Origin of the sequence: Paenibacillus mesotrionivorans (assembly GCF_046098205.1) — a bacterium.
Lineage (GTDB): Bacteria > Bacillota > Bacilli > Paenibacillales > NBRC-103111 > Paenibacillus_AR > Paenibacillus_AR mesotrionivorans.
In genome coordinates, this window is record NZ_JBJURJ010000017.1 from 76729 (window position 1) to 91696 (window position 14968).

14 protein-coding genes are annotated in these 14968 nt (G+C 54.7%); 3 read left to right on the top strand and 11 right to left on the bottom strand.

Features of this window, described 5'->3' with window-relative positions:
* Nucleotides 1-233: 233 nt before the first annotated feature.
* Genes ACI1P1_RS23225 through ACI1P1_RS23245 form a run of 5 tightly spaced genes read right to left on the bottom strand, consistent with a single transcriptional unit; the run spans nucleotide 234 to nucleotide 3650 of the window.
* The gene (locus ACI1P1_RS23225) at nucleotides 234-800 is read right to left on the bottom strand and encodes a hypothetical protein (RefSeq protein ID WP_416218840.1); all 567 of its coding nucleotides are present in this window, start codon (nucleotides 798-800) and stop codon (nucleotides 234-236) included.
* A gap of 48 nt (nucleotides 801-848) precedes the next feature.
* Entirely contained in the window at nucleotides 849-1109 is a 261-nt protein-coding gene (locus ACI1P1_RS23230; RefSeq protein ID WP_416218841.1) for a DUF3977 family protein, read from the bottom strand.
* 22 nt (nucleotides 1110-1131) lie between these two features.
* Nucleotides 1132-1704, bottom strand: coding sequence for a DJ-1/PfpI family protein (locus ACI1P1_RS23235; RefSeq protein ID WP_416218842.1), 573 nt, complete (start codon nucleotides 1702-1704; stop codon nucleotides 1132-1134).
* A gap of 34 nt (nucleotides 1705-1738) precedes the next feature.
* Complete coding sequence (locus tag ACI1P1_RS23240; RefSeq protein ID WP_416218843.1) at nucleotides 1739-2539, bottom strand: class I SAM-dependent methyltransferase; 801 nt, start codon at nucleotides 2537-2539, stop codon at nucleotides 1739-1741.
* 40 nt (nucleotides 2540-2579) lie between these two features.
* Nucleotides 2580-3650: a LacI family DNA-binding transcriptional regulator gene (locus ACI1P1_RS23245; RefSeq protein ID WP_416218844.1), complete on the bottom strand. Its 1071-nt coding sequence runs from the start codon at nucleotides 3648-3650 to the stop codon at nucleotides 2580-2582.
* A gap of 131 nt (nucleotides 3651-3781) precedes the next feature.
* Between ACI1P1_RS23245 and ACI1P1_RS23250 the strand changes: the two genes are divergently transcribed.
* On the top strand, nucleotides 3782-5032 hold the full coding sequence (locus ACI1P1_RS23250) for an FAD-dependent oxidoreductase (protein WP_416218845.1): 1251 nt from the start codon (nucleotides 3782-3784) through the stop codon (nucleotides 5030-5032).
* 333 nt (nucleotides 5033-5365) lie between these two features.
* On the opposite strand, the gene ACI1P1_RS23255 is transcribed toward ACI1P1_RS23250, so the two are convergent.
* From ACI1P1_RS23255 to ACI1P1_RS23275, 5 genes are all read right to left on the bottom strand, one after another.
* A complete protein-coding gene (locus ACI1P1_RS23255) occupies nucleotides 5366-5596 on the bottom strand; it encodes a hypothetical protein (RefSeq protein ID WP_416218846.1) in 231 nt (76 codons plus the stop codon).
* Nucleotides 5597-5710: 114 nt separating this feature from the next.
* The gene (locus tag ACI1P1_RS23260) at nucleotides 5711-6478 is read right to left on the bottom strand and encodes a nucleotidyltransferase domain-containing protein (protein WP_416218847.1); all 768 of its coding nucleotides are present in this window, start codon (nucleotides 6476-6478) and stop codon (nucleotides 5711-5713) included.
* Between the two features lie 128 nt (nucleotides 6479-6606).
* Complete coding sequence (locus ACI1P1_RS23265) at nucleotides 6607-8982, bottom strand: alpha-L-arabinofuranosidase C-terminal domain-containing protein (RefSeq protein WP_416218848.1); 2376 nt, start codon at nucleotides 8980-8982, stop codon at nucleotides 6607-6609.
* A 90-nt stretch (nucleotides 8983-9072) separates the two neighbouring features.
* Nucleotides 9073-10035, bottom strand: a complete 963-nt coding sequence (locus tag ACI1P1_RS23270; RefSeq protein ID WP_416218849.1) for an aminoglycoside phosphotransferase family protein — start codon at nucleotides 10033-10035, stop codon at nucleotides 9073-9075.
* A 14-nt stretch (nucleotides 10036-10049) separates the two neighbouring features.
* Nucleotides 10050-10934, bottom strand: coding sequence for a helix-turn-helix domain-containing protein (locus tag ACI1P1_RS23275; protein ID WP_416218850.1), 885 nt, complete (start codon nucleotides 10932-10934; stop codon nucleotides 10050-10052).
* A 124-nt stretch (nucleotides 10935-11058) separates the two neighbouring features.
* Between ACI1P1_RS23275 and ACI1P1_RS23280 the strand changes: the two genes are divergently transcribed.
* Nucleotides 11059-13146 carry a glycoside hydrolase family 31 protein gene (locus ACI1P1_RS23280; protein WP_416218851.1) on the top strand — a complete coding sequence of 696 codons (2088 nt, stop codon included), beginning with the start codon at nucleotides 11059-11061 and terminating at the stop codon, nucleotides 13144-13146.
* A gap of 62 nt (nucleotides 13147-13208) precedes the next feature.
* Here ACI1P1_RS23280 and ACI1P1_RS23285 read toward each other — a convergent pair whose 3' ends face one another.
* On the bottom strand, nucleotides 13209-13865 hold the full coding sequence (locus ACI1P1_RS23285) for an SGNH/GDSL hydrolase family protein (RefSeq protein WP_416218852.1): 657 nt from the start codon (nucleotides 13863-13865) through the stop codon (nucleotides 13209-13211).
* A 229-nt stretch (nucleotides 13866-14094) separates the two neighbouring features.
* On the opposite strand from ACI1P1_RS23285, the gene ACI1P1_RS23290 reads away from it, so the two are divergent.
* The gene (locus tag ACI1P1_RS23290; RefSeq protein ID WP_416218853.1) at nucleotides 14095-14877 is read left to right on the top strand and encodes a methyltransferase domain-containing protein; all 783 of its coding nucleotides are present in this window, start codon (nucleotides 14095-14097) and stop codon (nucleotides 14875-14877) included.
* Nucleotides 14878-14968: the final 91 nt, after the last annotated feature.

The following is a 14968-nucleotide window of genomic DNA, read 5'->3' on the forward strand; positions in this document are numbered from 1 at the left end:
CCGCCTCCGTGCGCTAACGGAACTAAGCGACGCTTAGAGCCAGAAATCTGCCGTTTCCGCTCACTAACGGAACTCAGAAGCACTTAGCCGGGTTAACCGGGCCAAATGAGGTGCAAAAAGTGAGCTAAGAGTCGCTGAGTTCCGTTAGAAATCAAAAAGTGTACTTTTTGTCCGCTAAGAGCTTCTGAGTTCCGTTAGAGCGGCGCGGCATGGATTTTCCCGGTAAGACTAGGCTATTTCCCCTTGGCGGGGACGAAAAACCGGTACTCGGAAAAGACGATGAGCTCCAGCCTCTCTTCTTCATCAAACTGAAGGTTAAAGGTAAACATATTGTCCGGGTTATTGGAATGGGTAAGCTTGTGAACGATACGATAGCTTCCGTTGTGCCTTTCCATATAGTAAGACGCTGTAGTGACACGGTCATCCTCCCTCAAATTAACGGGCTCGCCGTATTTCGCCATAACCTCTTCCATCTGATCACCAATGGTAACCTGCTTGACCGTTTGAAACAGCTCTTTCGCTGTTGTACTCCGGTCGATAAACATGGCATCCGCCACGCCATCCCGATAATGGATTTTGAATCCTTCATACTCATAAGAATAATTGTAGCCGAATGTACCGATGGGAGCACCCAATCGTTCCTCTACATACTCCCTGCTGTCCCCTAAACGGATAACCATTCCGTCAGAAGTCCTCATCAAAGCAAAGTCGTTATCCGTAAACTCGTTGGGCGTCCATTGCACCGTTGCAGGAGAAGAGCTGGAGGAAACCACCGTATTCAAAAATATAGATAGAATCAAGTATAATGCCCGCACCAGTATCCGCCCTTTACCCATTCTTTATCGGTTTTACCGCCCCTTAAAGCCGATCACACACTTGAAGCGCCTGGTTGCTTTGGTGGCACGCTTCATCCCTTCCTTGGAATCCCATATCCATACCCGGCGGCCGATCCATATCCGCACATAGAGCGACTCCATGGTGAAGGGTTTGGCAAAGCCTCGACATTCCTCCTCCGTTCCGTCGTGGTACTCCGTTTCGGTTCGGACCAACCAACGATTACCGACTCCAATCTCCACATATCTCTTCACTTGTATGTCTGGGCTTTTCATACGTCCCTGTTCCGTTCCTGTACTAACGGTCCATCACATCCTTGTACAGCTGCGCCTGCTTCTCTTCCTTCCCATCATAGATACCCAGATAATCGTATACGGCGAAGGCATAATCTACAAAGGCCCGTCCTTGGGCCGTAATGACATGGCCATCCCGGACAACACGCTTCTCGATAAAATTGATCCGGGGAAACGGGTCCTCAACACCAAGCTTGCCGATCTGTTCCTCCGAGCAGGAGGTAGTGAAGCTCAGGTTATCCAAAATACCGGAACGTCCCAAATACTGTGGTCCGTTGCAAATGGCCGCAAGAAGCTTCTCCTCCCGGTTGAGCTTGCGGATCAGCTCCGTCAGCTCCGCCCGCTGCTCAAGAATAGGCCCTCCGGGAATCAGCAGCCCTTCTACATCCGCAAGCTCCATGGCCTCCGCCACCGTGATATCCGGCAGATACGTCAAGCCCGATTCACTGGTGACTGCTTGTTTATCATAACCAACCGTAACGACATTCCGTTTGCCCACATTCCGGATTTTATGCAGCGCCAGTGTGATCTCAAAATCCGCAAAATCCTCCGTAATGACACATAAGACCGTTCCCATTGATATTCTCCTCTGCTGACTTCAAATTTTAAGCTTACAACGGCTTTTGCCCGATGTATAAACCATGATTACTTGCCCCCAAAGTAGAAGGTGCAGTGCAGGTTTGAAGATGATAGTCCACCCACAGCGCAAACTCCTCCGGGGTGAAGCCGTTAACCGTTTGCCGCATATACATGCCGATGCCGTCTGTGGCCGCGTGCTCCAGACGGATGATGCCGCATTCTCCGCACAGCGCCTCCATTTCCTCCGGCAAGTGAAAATAGGCATCCGTCCAGAAGCAATCGGAGTCAGAAGCACTGATCTCCCCCTTATCCAAGATGCGGTCCATCCATTCACGGGTCAGATAACGCTGGTCCATCCGCACCAGGTGAGGGTAAATAAACAGCCTGTTTACATAAGCGATTCCCACGATTCCGCCCGGCCGCAGCACGCGCATACATTCCCGGAGACAGTTCAGTTGGGCAGCGCGGTCTTTAAGATGGTACATGGGGCCCAGACATAACACCGCATCGAAGCTTTCGTCGGCATAGGAGGACAGGTCTGTAGCATCAGCCGGTTCAGCAACGATATTGGTAAGACCTTCTTGAGCAATTATAGCCCGGATCAACTCTACATGTTTGGGCGTCAGATCAGTGGAGGTAACCTTACAGCCCTTTCCGGCAAAATAAAAGGAATAAATGCCTGTCCCTGCACCCAGATCCAAGAGTTCCGAGCCTATAGGTATGTATTTGTCCAAAAGATGGGTGGTGGTAATATACTCGAGCCTTCTGGAGTGATCCGTGGTCAATCTTGCATCTTCATTATATTGCTCGTAATAATGCACAACCGGATTCAAAGGACCGCCTCCGCAGAAAAATAAGTTTCTGAACTGCTGATTATGCTCCGTTCATGCCCCCAACAACATCCGGTGCCCGGATGATCCGCAAGGTTTCCCCTTCGTGAAAAGGCCCGCGCAGCCGTACATGTTCATAAGGTAAAAGCGGGTTGGCAATACGCCGCAGCATCAGCTCTGCAGCACGTTCTCCTGTTTCCCGTTGGAAGAGGATAGGCCGGGACAGGTCAGGCAGATGGGGAACCGCCGCATTCTCGATGGATACCAGCGAAAAATCCTCCGGTACAGACAGTCTCCGGGAGGTTGCCGCCATATACACCCAGGTAGCGGTGTCGGGGATAGCGCTAAGGACGCAGGTGAAGGTGCCGGAGGCCAGCTGTTCCCCCAGCTCCTGCAGCCACCGGGTTTGATCTCTCCCCCTGTGCAGCGCAGTCCCTGTATCCCCCGCCACCGTCATGTCCAACCGTTCCGCCGCATCCAAAAATGCCTGCCACCGTAACCGGAATCCTCTGTGAGGGCCTTTGTCCCCTACATATAACACGCTGCGGTGCCCGTTACGGTGCAGGGCTTCCATCGACTGATACACGGCATGCTCTACATCCCAGATCACACTGTCCACCAATGCGGCGGCCGGCGGATAATTTAACAGGACCTTGGGCATGGGCAAGGCCAATAACGGCTGCTCCATCCATTCCGGCAGCGTGGCGGTCAGAAAAATCCCGTCCATATAAGGGACTCCGTTGGCCGCCAGCCATTGCTCCAAGGCTGCTTCACCGCTCAATTCGGGCGGAACAAGCAAAGGATGCAGCGCGCAGCCCAGCTCATTCAGCCGCTTCTGCGCCCCCTCCAGCTGATGTCGGTGAAAATCCAATGTCCCGTCCAGAAACATGCCGAAGCGCCGCGGCGGTCCGGCTACCCAGGGCAACCGCTCTGCAGTCAGCCCCGCCTCCTGGGCTTTGGTGCGGTAACCCAGCTCTCTGGCCCGGAGAAATACCGCCTCACGGGTTTCCCCGGACATGCCCGGAAGCCCGCGAAGCGCTTTGGAGACCGTATGCACAGTCAAGCCCAAATCTGCAGCCAGCTCCCGGAGCGTCACCTTCTTCCTTCGCGGCATGGTCCTGCCTCCCTCTTCCAATTCCCCTAGGGGTTGCAAACACCCACTTAGATAAATGTAACAGAAATGAAGGTATAATGAAACGGTTTCATTTTTTATAATGGGGTTGAAATCAACGGGAGGAAAAAACAATGACACAAACGATGATTGCTTTGGAACGCCAAATACCCCTTTATGCGGAAACGGAGATTCTTGTGGTGGGGGGAGGTCCTGCCGGAACGGCAGCGGCCATCAGCGCAGCCAGATGCGGACGCAAAACGATTCTTTTGGAGCGTTCAGGCCAATTGGGCGGAATGGGAACCTTGGGGAACGTAAGCATCTATATGCCTGTGGGCAACACAACCGGTATTTACCGGGAGATTGTGGCGGAAACTGTGCCAAACGCGCTGCCTGCCACCCATAAGGACTCCATAGCGCCGCAGTATTCCCCTTTTGAGCTGAGACACTATTTGAACAGCAGATTGGAACGGGAAGGGGTAGACGTGTTCTATCATACCTCCTTCATAGCCGCTATGAAGGAAGGAGACCGGGTGACCGGCGTGATCGCCCATACCCGGGAAGGTCTTAAGGCCTTTGCCGCTCAGGTGGTGATTGATTGCACCGGGGATGCAGCTGTGGCTATGGAGGCAGGAGTGCCCATCCGAAGCGGACGGGATGAAGACGGCATGACCCAGCCCATGACTCTGATGTTTATGATGCAGGATACCGGCAAACCGGTTAAGCCTTTTTTGCCGGAGGATTGTTATACTTACGAAACCGTGGCGGAGCTTCCCCAGGGCAGGCACTTGTATTGGGAACGGTGCGGCAACGGAACTTTGCTGGTGAACATGACCCGGGTGAAGGGCAACGGCGGCCTGATCCGGGATACCAATTATGCGGAGAAGGAAGCGCTGAAGCAGGTATTCTCTGTGGCCCATTATTTGCAGCGCAACGGATTCGAGAATTACATCCTCTCCCATGTGGCGGGACAGACTGGCGTGCGGGAGTCCAACCAGATCGAGGGCTTGTACACTCTGACAGAGGCGGATCTCCTGAACGGCCGGCGTTTCCCGGATGTGGTGGCGCAGACCAATTACGAAATCGACATCCACTCCCCCGACGGCAAAAAAGGAACCGACGAGCGCCACATCGACGGCTACGATATCCCCTACCGCTGTATGGTCCCGGTGAAGGTGGAGGGCTTGCTGGTGGCCGGCCGCTCCATCTCCGCCACCCACGTAGCCATGTCCTCTATGCGGGTACAGCCTACCTGCTACGCCCTGGGCCAAGCTGCCGGCATTGCCGCTTCTTTGGCTGTAGAGGAAAAGCTGCCTGTTGCGGAGATTCCGATGGATACGCTGCATGCACGGTTGGGCGGGCAGGGAGTGGTTTTCCTGAAGTAATGATAGCCGCCCGGTACAGCATTACCTGGCGGCTTTTGTCTGTAGATGGGGCTTCGAAACGCGTGCTTCCTGTCTAACGGACTGACGATCCCTTATTTTGCGCAATTGCCTTCTTTTTAGAGTTTCGCGGACTCACAGGACCTTATTTTCTGGTTTTGCCATCCGTGAGCCCCGGTTACAGTCAACTAACGGCCCCACGGTCCGTAGAAATGGAAAACGGCCGATTTTTCCGCAAGACAGCACAACGAGCCCTCCCGCCGGGAAGCGCGTCCCCTCCCCGGCCCCCGCAAAAAAAAGCGGTCCTGCTCCACAAGGGACAGGACCGCCTACCTGCTACGGACGCACGTGAAAGAGGCTTTGTAAGTTCCGCAGAGCCCTTGCATTCAACCGGAGAGCTTCCTTGATGTTGACTCTGGCTTCCAGCAGCTTACGTCTGGCCCGGCTGGGGTTCGGCACCAAACGCAGATTTTCGTTGATTTCCTCCAGCTGCCTCAGGAGCACAACACGCTGCTTCTTCAAAATGTGGATGGTCCTTCTGATTTTTGCCCATTGCCACGCTGCCATTGGATACACCTCTTTACTATGATGATAGTATAGAAGATGCAGCCAACAGCGCGGCGGATTGTGCAAAACGGTAATTTTGCATAAAAAGGCTTTTATGTATAAAGTGGGTGCACCTTACAAATCTGCTACAGGCGGCTCTCCATACATCCATTTCCATTCGCTGTCGTACAGAAATAAATTCGGCCAGCGCCTCCCGCTGGTATTCCACTCGCAGAACCCGTCCACTGCCGATTGAAATGCCTCCACCTCCGCCAGTCCCTTCTTCTCCACCAACGCCCCCAGCTTTTCCATCAACAAATCAGGCTTGTTCTCGCAGCTGTCCAGTACCCGAAGGAACCATTTCTGGTACGGGAAGAGCTTTTCATTGTAAGCGAGAATCAGCCTGCCGCCAAACAAGACCAAGTTGGAGACCGCATAATCCAGCAGGTACGGATTTCCTTTTTTCAAGGCATCCTTGCAGTACCAATGCCAGGCTTTGAACTGGCCGTAAAACCGGTTGATCTTGTCCTCCTTAAGCTCCAGGGGATAAGCTTGCGCCCGGGCGATCAGCTCCTCTACTCCCTCCACCCGCGAAAAGGAAACAAAAGCGCCTTCAAAGGAATACCGTGTTGCTTCATTCCCGGAGGCAATTACTCTGCGGATAAATTCCAGACTGATAAATTTCCCGTCCACATGATACGGCTTGTGCAGAAATTGAATGTCTCCGGAAGCTAACCGTCTCTCAAATTCCTCCTCCGGCACAACAAGCATTACATCAATATCCGATGCCTCCGTCGCATATCCGTGGGCAATGGAGCCGCCGATGATGACGGCCAGCACCCCGCTGTCCTGGCTTACATCCGCAGTATATTGTCTGATGCTGTCCCGATGGTTCTCAAACATAGCACTACCCCTCCACCGATTCACATATTGAGGCTATGCTATCATCATACTTCTAACCCGGAGAAAATCCATCCCCAATTTAAAAGAGAGCAGCGGGCACTCAACCCATCCGCTCTCTTCTTCCTTGTTTATGGTTTAATACGGAATACCGTCACCGAATGACCCGGAAATTCATAGTCAAAGCCGTTTGCCTGGATATCGAAGCCGCGTTCCTTGGGGACGATCCGCTCCGGCTCCGCGAAGCTGTTCTCATCCGTAAGGGCATAACCCGCCAGCTCATATATCCGGACGGCAGTTGGAGTCACACCAAGCCCTTCCAGCATCACACGAGCACTCAGAGGCTGCTCCTGCACATTCACAGCTTTGACGATCACATCTCCGGTGCCCTGCTCACGGCTTGCGGTGAAATAGAGCGGCTCTACATTGGGAAGACGGTCCTCCGTTTGATGGTCCGGCAGCCCGTTGATAAAGGACCGGATCCTGCGTCCCCGCACCTCCAGCACCAGCTCATAATCTTTGGCCAGCTCCAGCGTAAACATATTCTGCGTCAGGCAGCTTCCCCGCCCATTCACCCGGGCTCCGATAATGGAGTCCTGGTTTTGCCAGCCTCCTACCTCCCAATACAGGAAATTGTCCGCGTCCGTAATGCCGAAGCGGATCACAAACCCGCGGCGCCCGGCCAGCTTCCTGCATTTTAGTCGCAGGGTGTAAGCACTCCAGTCTGTTTTGCCCAGTTCCAGCGCAGCGGCAATTCCTTCGGCTTCCGCTTCCGGCAAATTGGACAGCCGCACGGGGGAATGGCCCAGATCCAGAACCTCTCCCGTTTCGTCATTGGTCAGACTGATGCTTTCGAAGGCCACGTCCGACTGGTCGGCCACCAACGCCAAACCTCCCGTTACCGGGGTTTCCTCAGGCTTGCACGGCTGTCCCAGTCCGGCCGCCTCAACCCGGAGCAGCTCATCGCCCTGATGGTTCATAAACAGCTTCTGCACATAATAGTTGGCTGTACCGAAGGCCTGATGATTATTAAACCAGATCATATCCGGTTTCCAATTGACATAGTCTACATTGCAGAGCATCGGGGCGTAACAGGCCAACCCTACTGCATGGGCATTCCGCTCCAGCCGCGTCATGAAGGCAGCCTCCACCAGCGCATTGTAATAAGTATTGCCCCAGGTGGCGTATTCCCCCAGGAATATCTTGGGCTCATCCGCCTTGAAGCTGTCGTACCGGTCCATATTGGCAAGAAACCATTCCGGCGACTGGTAATAATGCTCATCCACCAGATCGGAGCCGTTCTCCCTGGCGGACTTCCACCCGCGGTCATATTCGCTGCCGGCGGCGAAAGGACCGCTGCTGTTGATGATTTGGATCTCTGGATAACGCTCCCGGATGGCCCGGTGAAAATAGGCGTACCGCTCAAAGAAGGCTTCTCCCACTTCTTCGTTCCCGATAGCCAGATACTCCAAACCGAAAGGCTCGGGATGGCCAAGCGAGGCCCGCACGGCCCCCCACTTTGTATCTGCCGCCCCGTTGGCAAATTCAATCAGATCCAGAGCATCATCGATCCATGGTCCCAACTCGTCCAAGGGAACCGCAGCCTGGTGATGGGGATCGTATCCGGCAGGCAGTACCGGAAGGGGCTTCGCCCCGATATCCTCGCAGAACAGGAAATACTCATAATAGCCCAAACCCAGGGTTTGGTTGTACTGCCAATTGTTCCGCCTTGCCGGCCGTTGGGCAAGATCACCCAAGGTGTTCTTCCACCGGTACATGGAATCCCGGTCCTCTTCATTCAGGGAGCCGTCATGGACCAGGCAGCCTCCGGGGAAGCGCATAAACCTCGGCTTCATATCCGCCAAAAGCTTGGCAATGTCCGCCCGTAAGCCATTTTCACGGCCCAGATAGGTATTCACCGGAAACAGCGACACCATGTCCAGATACAGTCTGCCTTGGCCTTCCGCCAGAATAACCAGTCTGCCGCTGAAATCCGTCTCCCCCGCTTCCAGCACAGTTTCGTATTTTTCCCACCCCACAGCTCCCACTGTGAGCCGTGCATGGGCATAAACCTCACCGGCCGCCGATTCAAGCGAAACCGTCACCCGCTCCTCCAGACCGCCCTCCCTCCGGGCATAAAAAGAAAAGCGGTACTTCTCCCCTTGGCGGATGGAAATTCCGCTGTTAAAGCCTGTGTTCATCAAACCGGCCGATCCCGGTCCCTTCAGCTCCAGCACTGCATAATGGGGATTACGGGCATTCAGAGGCGCCTCATTTTCCACCGTAAGCTCCGCCTGGCCTCCCCGCTCCACCTTCTCCCACGCCATCAAGGCATGATAAGACGGATGGTCAATGGGGTCAAACTCGAAGGAGCGGTTCTGCACCAGCTCGGCATACAGCCCCCCGTCGGCGGCATGGTTCAAGTCCTCAAAAAAAATGCCGAACAAATCGTTCAGCGGGGTAACCGGCGATCCGCAATCAATATGCAATACAGGTTTTATCTTCATGGGGTCATCCATCTCCTTTTCTCCATTCTATGGAGAGGCTTTCCCCGGCACAATTGTCTATCCTGGTCAATTCCTGACCGATTGTGCTTTTTACTTCAACGGCTCCCGAACCGGAACATCCGGAACCAGCTTGCCTTGATGAATCCGGTCCAGCAGCTGCCTGCCGTAGTCGACTATCCGCGCCGACCGGTTCTGTGTGCCCCAATAAATGTCCCCTAAGCCCATTTTGATGCAGCAAATGTGGATGTGTTCTCTCTTAGCCTCCAGTACCTCCAGACCGTAGCCTTGGAAGAAAGCCAGCATCCCCGGAGTATCCTCCGCGAAATACCGTTCGAACAGAATGGAGAAGGTATCTGCATCAATGCCCCACAGCATATTCTCAAAATCGATCATGCCGGCAAACATACCCCGGTTGTCCACCATCCAGTTGCCCGGCGTGGAATCCCAGCTGATGGGAACGGGTTTGACGTTCTCGAAGACTCCCGTATGGCGAAGAGCCCAATCCGCCAGCTCCGCTTCGGCAGGGCTCAATAACTCTTGCGCTCTGCATGAATCGGCAAGCTCTTGAACCGCAGTTTGCACATACTTCACCGGGTCACGGTGGTGGCTGAGCTCGATAGGATTCCCGTCCTTGTCCGGCCGCCCGAACCATTCCCCCGATTGTGAATCATGAAGAAGCCGGGTCAGCTCCCCCGCCTTGCGGTAAGCGGACTGGGAGGCTTCCGGGGTTAATTCAGTCTCCCTCATAATCGTTCCTTCAATAGAAGTGATTAGAACTGCCTGCCAATCCTCTCCTTCGAACACACTCACCAGCTCCGGCGCGTAAGCGCCCAAGGGGGAAATCCAGTGCCGGTACGCATACACCTCCGGATGCCAGCGCTGCTTGCGGGTATATGTCTTGACATAATAATACCGGTTATCTCTGTGGGACTGCACTTTCCAAACACCGGTGCGCTGACTGTTGGGCCGGTAGTTGCCCAGCACCTCATACGGGCCGATCAAGGTACGGACTCTGCTTTCCAATTCCTGCGGATACAAGGATAAGGGTTCCATGCTTTCTCCTCTCGTTAGCTGCGGGTGCGGCTGTGGGCGGATCTGTATTTAAGGGGGGTGACCCCCATCACCTTCTTAAACAGGTGGATAAAATAAGAGGGGTTGTCGTAGCCGATGGTATCGGCGATCAAACTGACCGGCAGGTCCGTGGTGTCCAGAAGCCGGCAGGCCTGTTTAATCCGCCGGGCAATGAGATAATCGCTGATGCTGCTCCCTGTTTCCTCCCGGAAAATCCGGGAAATATAATTGTTGGACAAATGCAGGGCTGCCGCCAATTGGTCCATGGAGATTTTTTCATGATAATGTGCTTCAATCCAGCTCATCACCCGCTCCGAATACCGGGCTCCCCGCAAGGGTTTGGGCTGACCGGTTGGGCCGCTGCCCGCAAAGGCCGCCCCAGGCAGATGCTCCAGAAATTGCAGAAAAAACAGCGTCAGCTCCTCCGGGTCCTCTCCTTTGCCGCCAGAATGGGCTTGCTCATAGCTGTCAAATACCCATTCCATCCGCTGCGCATCCTGCTTAAGATCATATGCATGGGGGTTCCCGCTGCTGTCCCGGCACAGCGCCTCGAACCTGGCCCGCCGGACCGGGAATGCCCGCAGGAGCTCCTCTGCCGCCAACGGGTCCACATAGAAGATCGACCGTTCATAAGGCTCCTCCGGGGATACCTCCACATACACCTGATGGAGCTGGTACGGCTGGAAAAAGAACAGCATCCCCTTTTGCAGTCGGTAGGTCTGACGGTTCAGGACAACCGTCCCCTTCCCTTGGTGGACCAGCATACATTCACAGCATTGATGCCAGTGGTAATATCCCTTGAAGTGCTTCTCGATGCGGATCCGGTGATCCCAGAACATGGTGGAGTGGTCAAAATAGACAGGCTCGAACAGCTTATTCATCAGGCACCCCAGTTCGATAGAATAGTGATATTTCCTCATAGTATGCCATAATTTTCGCCTGTACGGCAATGCTATAATCGGGATAAATCCGGTTATTCTACTATTTAATATATGAGGTGTCCATATGGAAAAAGTGACAAACGGCATTTGGAAAATGAGCTTTGGTGAACCTGAGCCGCATACGCCTGTCCGGTACCGCAGCGCTCCCGCCAAGGAAGAGGCTCTTCTGAAACTGGATTGTCCGGGCAAACCGCCGTTTGTTGAGGATGAGGTTTCCATCCGGGCAACACCCAGAGGAATCCTCATTGAGCTGCCTCTAGACGGGGACGAGCATATCTATGGCTTCGGCCTGCAGCTCCATGCGGTGGACCACACCGGCCGCAAAAAGGTGATCCGTGTCAACAGCGACCCTGTCGCCGATACCGGAGACAGTCATGCCCCTGTCCCCTTCTATGTATCCACCAAAGGCTACGGAGTGCTGGTGGATACCAACCGGTATGCCGCCTTTTATTGCGGAACCAATCTCCGTAAAGGGGAATCCGAGCACAAGAAGCAGGAGAAGAAGGCCATCGGCACCTCCGAAATCGAGCTGTACGGCTACCAGGTATCGGAGGGCAACCGCACGGTGTCAGTGGATATTCCCTCCGCACAGGGAATTGAAGTTTATTTCTTCGAAGGGCCGGGGCTCCTGGAGGCGGTGCAGCGCTACAATCTGTTCTCAGGAGGAGGCGCTCTCCCGCCGATGTGGGGCTTGGGCATGTGGTACCGCGCCTACAGCGCTGCCAAGAAGGAGGATGTGATGCGGCTGGCCCGCACCTTCCGGGAGGACGGTATGCCGGTGGATGTGTTCGGCTTTGAGCCGGGCTGGCAGACCAAGGCCTATTCCTGCTCCTTCGTCTGGGACGAAGGCCGTTTCCCGGACCACGAAGCTATGCTTCAGGAGCTGTACGGCATGGACTACCGTGTGAACCTGTGGGAGCATCTATTCGTGCATCCCTCTTCTCCCATGTATGAAAGCCTGAAGCCCCATTCCGGGGATTATGAGGTTTGGGAGGGTTTGGTGCCTGATTTGTCTGTGGAGGAGGCCTCCGCCATATTTGCCCGACATCACAAGGAAGCCTTCGTGGACAAGGGGATTGCCGGCTTCAAGCTGGATGAATGCGACAGCTCCGATTATGTCCACTCCAATTGGTCCTTCCCGGACATTGCGGCCTTTCCCTCCGGCATGGATGGTGAGCAGATGCATAACCAATTGGGCACTCTTTACCAGCAGACCATATTGGCCCCTTACGAAGAAGCGGGCAAACGGACTCTCTCCCAGGTGAGAGCCTCCGGCGCTATGGCGGCCCCGATGCCTTTTGTGCTGTACAGTGATCTCTATAACCATAAGGTCTTCATCCGTGGAGTGGTCAACTGCGGCTTCTCCGGACTGTTATGGTCCCCCGAGGTCCGCCAGGCGGAATCCCCGGAGGATCTGGTCCGCCGGATCCAAACTGCCGTATTTTCGCCTATGGCTCTGCTGAACTGCTGGCGGATCCCCAACCCGCCCTGGATGCAAGTGGACCGGGATAAAAATGTGGCCGGAGAGTTCCTTCCTAATTATGAGGAAATCCGAGACCTGTGCCGCACTCTGTTCCAGGTCCGGATGTCCCTGATCCCCTATCTGTATACGGCGTATGCCCGTTACAGTGAGGAAGGGCTGCCGCCGTTCCGCGCTCTGGTGATGGACTATCCTGAGGATCCCCGCACCTATGGCATTGATGACGCGTACATGATGGGAGATTCACTCCTGGTGGCTCCCGTCATAACGGGTACTACGGAACGCCAGGTTTATTTGCCGGAGGGTGTATGGCACTGCTTCTGGACCCGCCGAACTTACGAAGGGGGCCAAACCTACACACTTGCACCGGGATTGGAGCAGATTCCCGTATTCGTGAAGGACGGTACCTTATTGCCGTTGGCCAAACCTCTTCCGTTTGTAGGGGACGATGCCATGTTTCAGGTGGAGCTGCATGCCTTCGGTACCGGTGCCCGGGAATGCATCTTATATGAAGATGACGGAATTTCGTATGCATACCGGGAAGGCCGGCATAATTGGCTCAAGGTAGAAGTGGACCAAGAAAACAGGGTCCATGTGGACCGCACCGGAGATTTTACAGGATGCCGCTACCAATTCTCGGACGCCGGAAACCAGCAGCCCGCGCAGGAATAGTTGATAAATACCAAACCCCCGGGGAACCGCCGCTTATTGCGGGTATCCGGGGGTTTTTATATTTATGGACGCAGCGCCAACGGACTGTTCTGGACTGTCTCGATCCAAACGCTGGCGATCAGTTCATGCCCGGCTGCCGTAGGGTGGACACCGTCTGCAGCCCAGAAGGAGGCTGCCGCCCGTTTGGAGGCCTCATCAAAGGCTTGCTGCAGCGGAACGAACACAGCGCCCGTTTCCTCGGCCAGCTGCCGGACCACCGCCTGGTAGGCACCCACCAGACTCTTCCACTCTTCCCAACGCTCCTGGGTAGCGCCGCAATTCAGAATGAACGGCTCCATCAGGATAAGTCCGGTTTTGGGCAAATAAACCTTGGTAATCTCCAGCAGATGGCGGTACGAGCTTTCGAACCGGTCTGCGGCGCCCTCCGGGAGTTCGTTCACGATCCGCCACGCATCATTCACACCGATCAGAATGCTCAAGCGCTCCGGATACAAATAAATGGCGTCCTCGTTCCAACGGGCATACAAATCCGAAACCCGGTTTCCGCTGACTCCACGGTTCAGAAAAACTGGTGTGGACTCCGCCAGCTGAACCCCCAGCTTGCCTGCAACCCGGGCGGAATATCCATGGCCCAGACTGTATGCATCAGCCCGGTTCCGGCCGGTGTCGGTAATAGAATCTCCTTGAAACAAAACATCGACAGCTTGTTCAAAACGCATTTCCTTGCTCCCCTTTTTCATGAGATGAGATGGATGAATCAAAGGCGGTGCCGTAAGCGTTATCGATAACAGGTGCATTATACCATAAGTATCCCGCAGGGAGGTACATGCTATCAGCTTTTTTTGGCATTTGTGAGAAGGCGTCAGAAGGTACGCATGATTTTGCCGCATGCCGCATTCCATGTAATATGCGCCTCATGATATCCGCCTGACGCAAGGAGCGATTCGGATGAAGCTTGATTTGGGCTGCGGCAGCAGCAAGCATGAGGGTTTTTTCGGGATTGACAAGAAGCAGCTGGAGGGGGTTGATCTGGTATGGGATCTTAACAAAGGGATACCTCTTCCTGATAATTCAGCAGAATGGGTGATGGTTTGCCGCTTTGCCCATGTGGACGATTGGCAGGCCTTCATGTCGGAAATCCACCGGGTGCTGATCCATCGCGGCATTGTCTGTATTCTTGCTCCTTATGCCCATAGCTTCCGTCACATCTCCAACCCGCTGCTCAAACACCGTTTTGACGAACGGACCCCCAGGTATTGGACCGGCGATTTTTTTCAGCCTCCCCACTGCCCTGTATCGCCACCCGTTGCCGATTACGGAGAAGGGTTGGACGTTCCGTTTGATTTCCGCCTGCTGCGTATGGAGCTGTTCTATGCCGAGAGTTTCCGGCCCCCCTTTTATGACCAGGAGGAGCTTGAAATGCTCTTATCCCTGCAGGTCAATCTGGTGGACGAAATCATGTACCATCTGGTGGCCGTGAAGGCGCCCGTTGCTGCGGAGGAGCTGGAGAAGCTGGCCCGGCAATCCTTCCCGGAGCCTTTCTGTGCGTCCCGCTTGCGTCTGGAAAGGGAGAGCTGGCCCGACGGGGAGGAAGCCGGTCCTTCCCAAACCTCCGGAGACGCAGAGCATGTCACAGCCCCGGCTGCCACCTCCTCCACCTCCACCCGCTTCCGCAAAAAGAAACCGCTCCTCCACCGCAGCCGCAAAAAGCGTTCACGAATCCATTACTAGTTTTTCCAAATAAGGTTCTAAAGGACAAACAAAAAGAAAACAGGTTTGCCATATAGTGGTATGGGTGCGCCTCTTGTGTGCCTGCCCATGC

Coding starts and splice junctions, on each gene's coding strand:
- ACI1P1_RS23255 (WP_416218846.1), bottom strand. CDS start 5,596: ATGGCAGCGTGGCAATGGGCAAAAATCAGAAGGACCATCCACATTTTG.
- ACI1P1_RS23265 (WP_416218848.1), bottom strand. CDS start 8,982: ATGAAGATAAAACCTGTATTGCATATTGATTGCGGATCGCCGGTTACC.
- ACI1P1_RS23245 (WP_416218844.1), bottom strand. CDS start 3,650: ATGCCGCGAAGGAAGAAGGTGACGCTCCGGGAGCTGGCTGCAGATTTG.
- ACI1P1_RS23290 (WP_416218853.1), top strand. CDS start 14,095: ATGAAGCTTGATTTGGGCTGCGGCAGCAGCAAGCATGAGGGTTTTTTC.
- ACI1P1_RS23285 (WP_416218852.1), bottom strand. CDS start 13,865: ATGCGTTTTGAACAAGCTGTCGATGTTTTGTTTCAAGGAGATTCTATT.
- ACI1P1_RS23230 (WP_416218841.1), bottom strand. CDS start 1,109: ATGAAAAGCCCAGACATACAAGTGAAGAGATATGTGGAGATTGGAGTC.
- ACI1P1_RS23235 (WP_416218842.1), bottom strand. CDS start 1,704: ATGGGAACGGTCTTATGTGTCATTACGGAGGATTTTGCGGATTTTGAG.
- ACI1P1_RS23280 (WP_416218851.1), top strand. CDS start 11,059: ATGGAAAAAGTGACAAACGGCATTTGGAAAATGAGCTTTGGTGAACCT.
- ACI1P1_RS23260 (WP_416218847.1), bottom strand. CDS start 6,478: ATGTTTGAGAACCATCGGGACAGCATCAGACAATATACTGCGGATGTA.
- ACI1P1_RS23275 (WP_416218850.1), bottom strand. CDS start 10,934: ATGAATAAGCTGTTCGAGCCTGTCTATTTTGACCACTCCACCATGTTC.
- ACI1P1_RS23250 (WP_416218845.1), top strand. CDS start 3,782: ATGACACAAACGATGATTGCTTTGGAACGCCAAATACCCCTTTATGCG.
- ACI1P1_RS23270 (WP_416218849.1), bottom strand. CDS start 10,035: ATGGAACCCTTATCCTTGTATCCGCAGGAATTGGAAAGCAGAGTCCGT.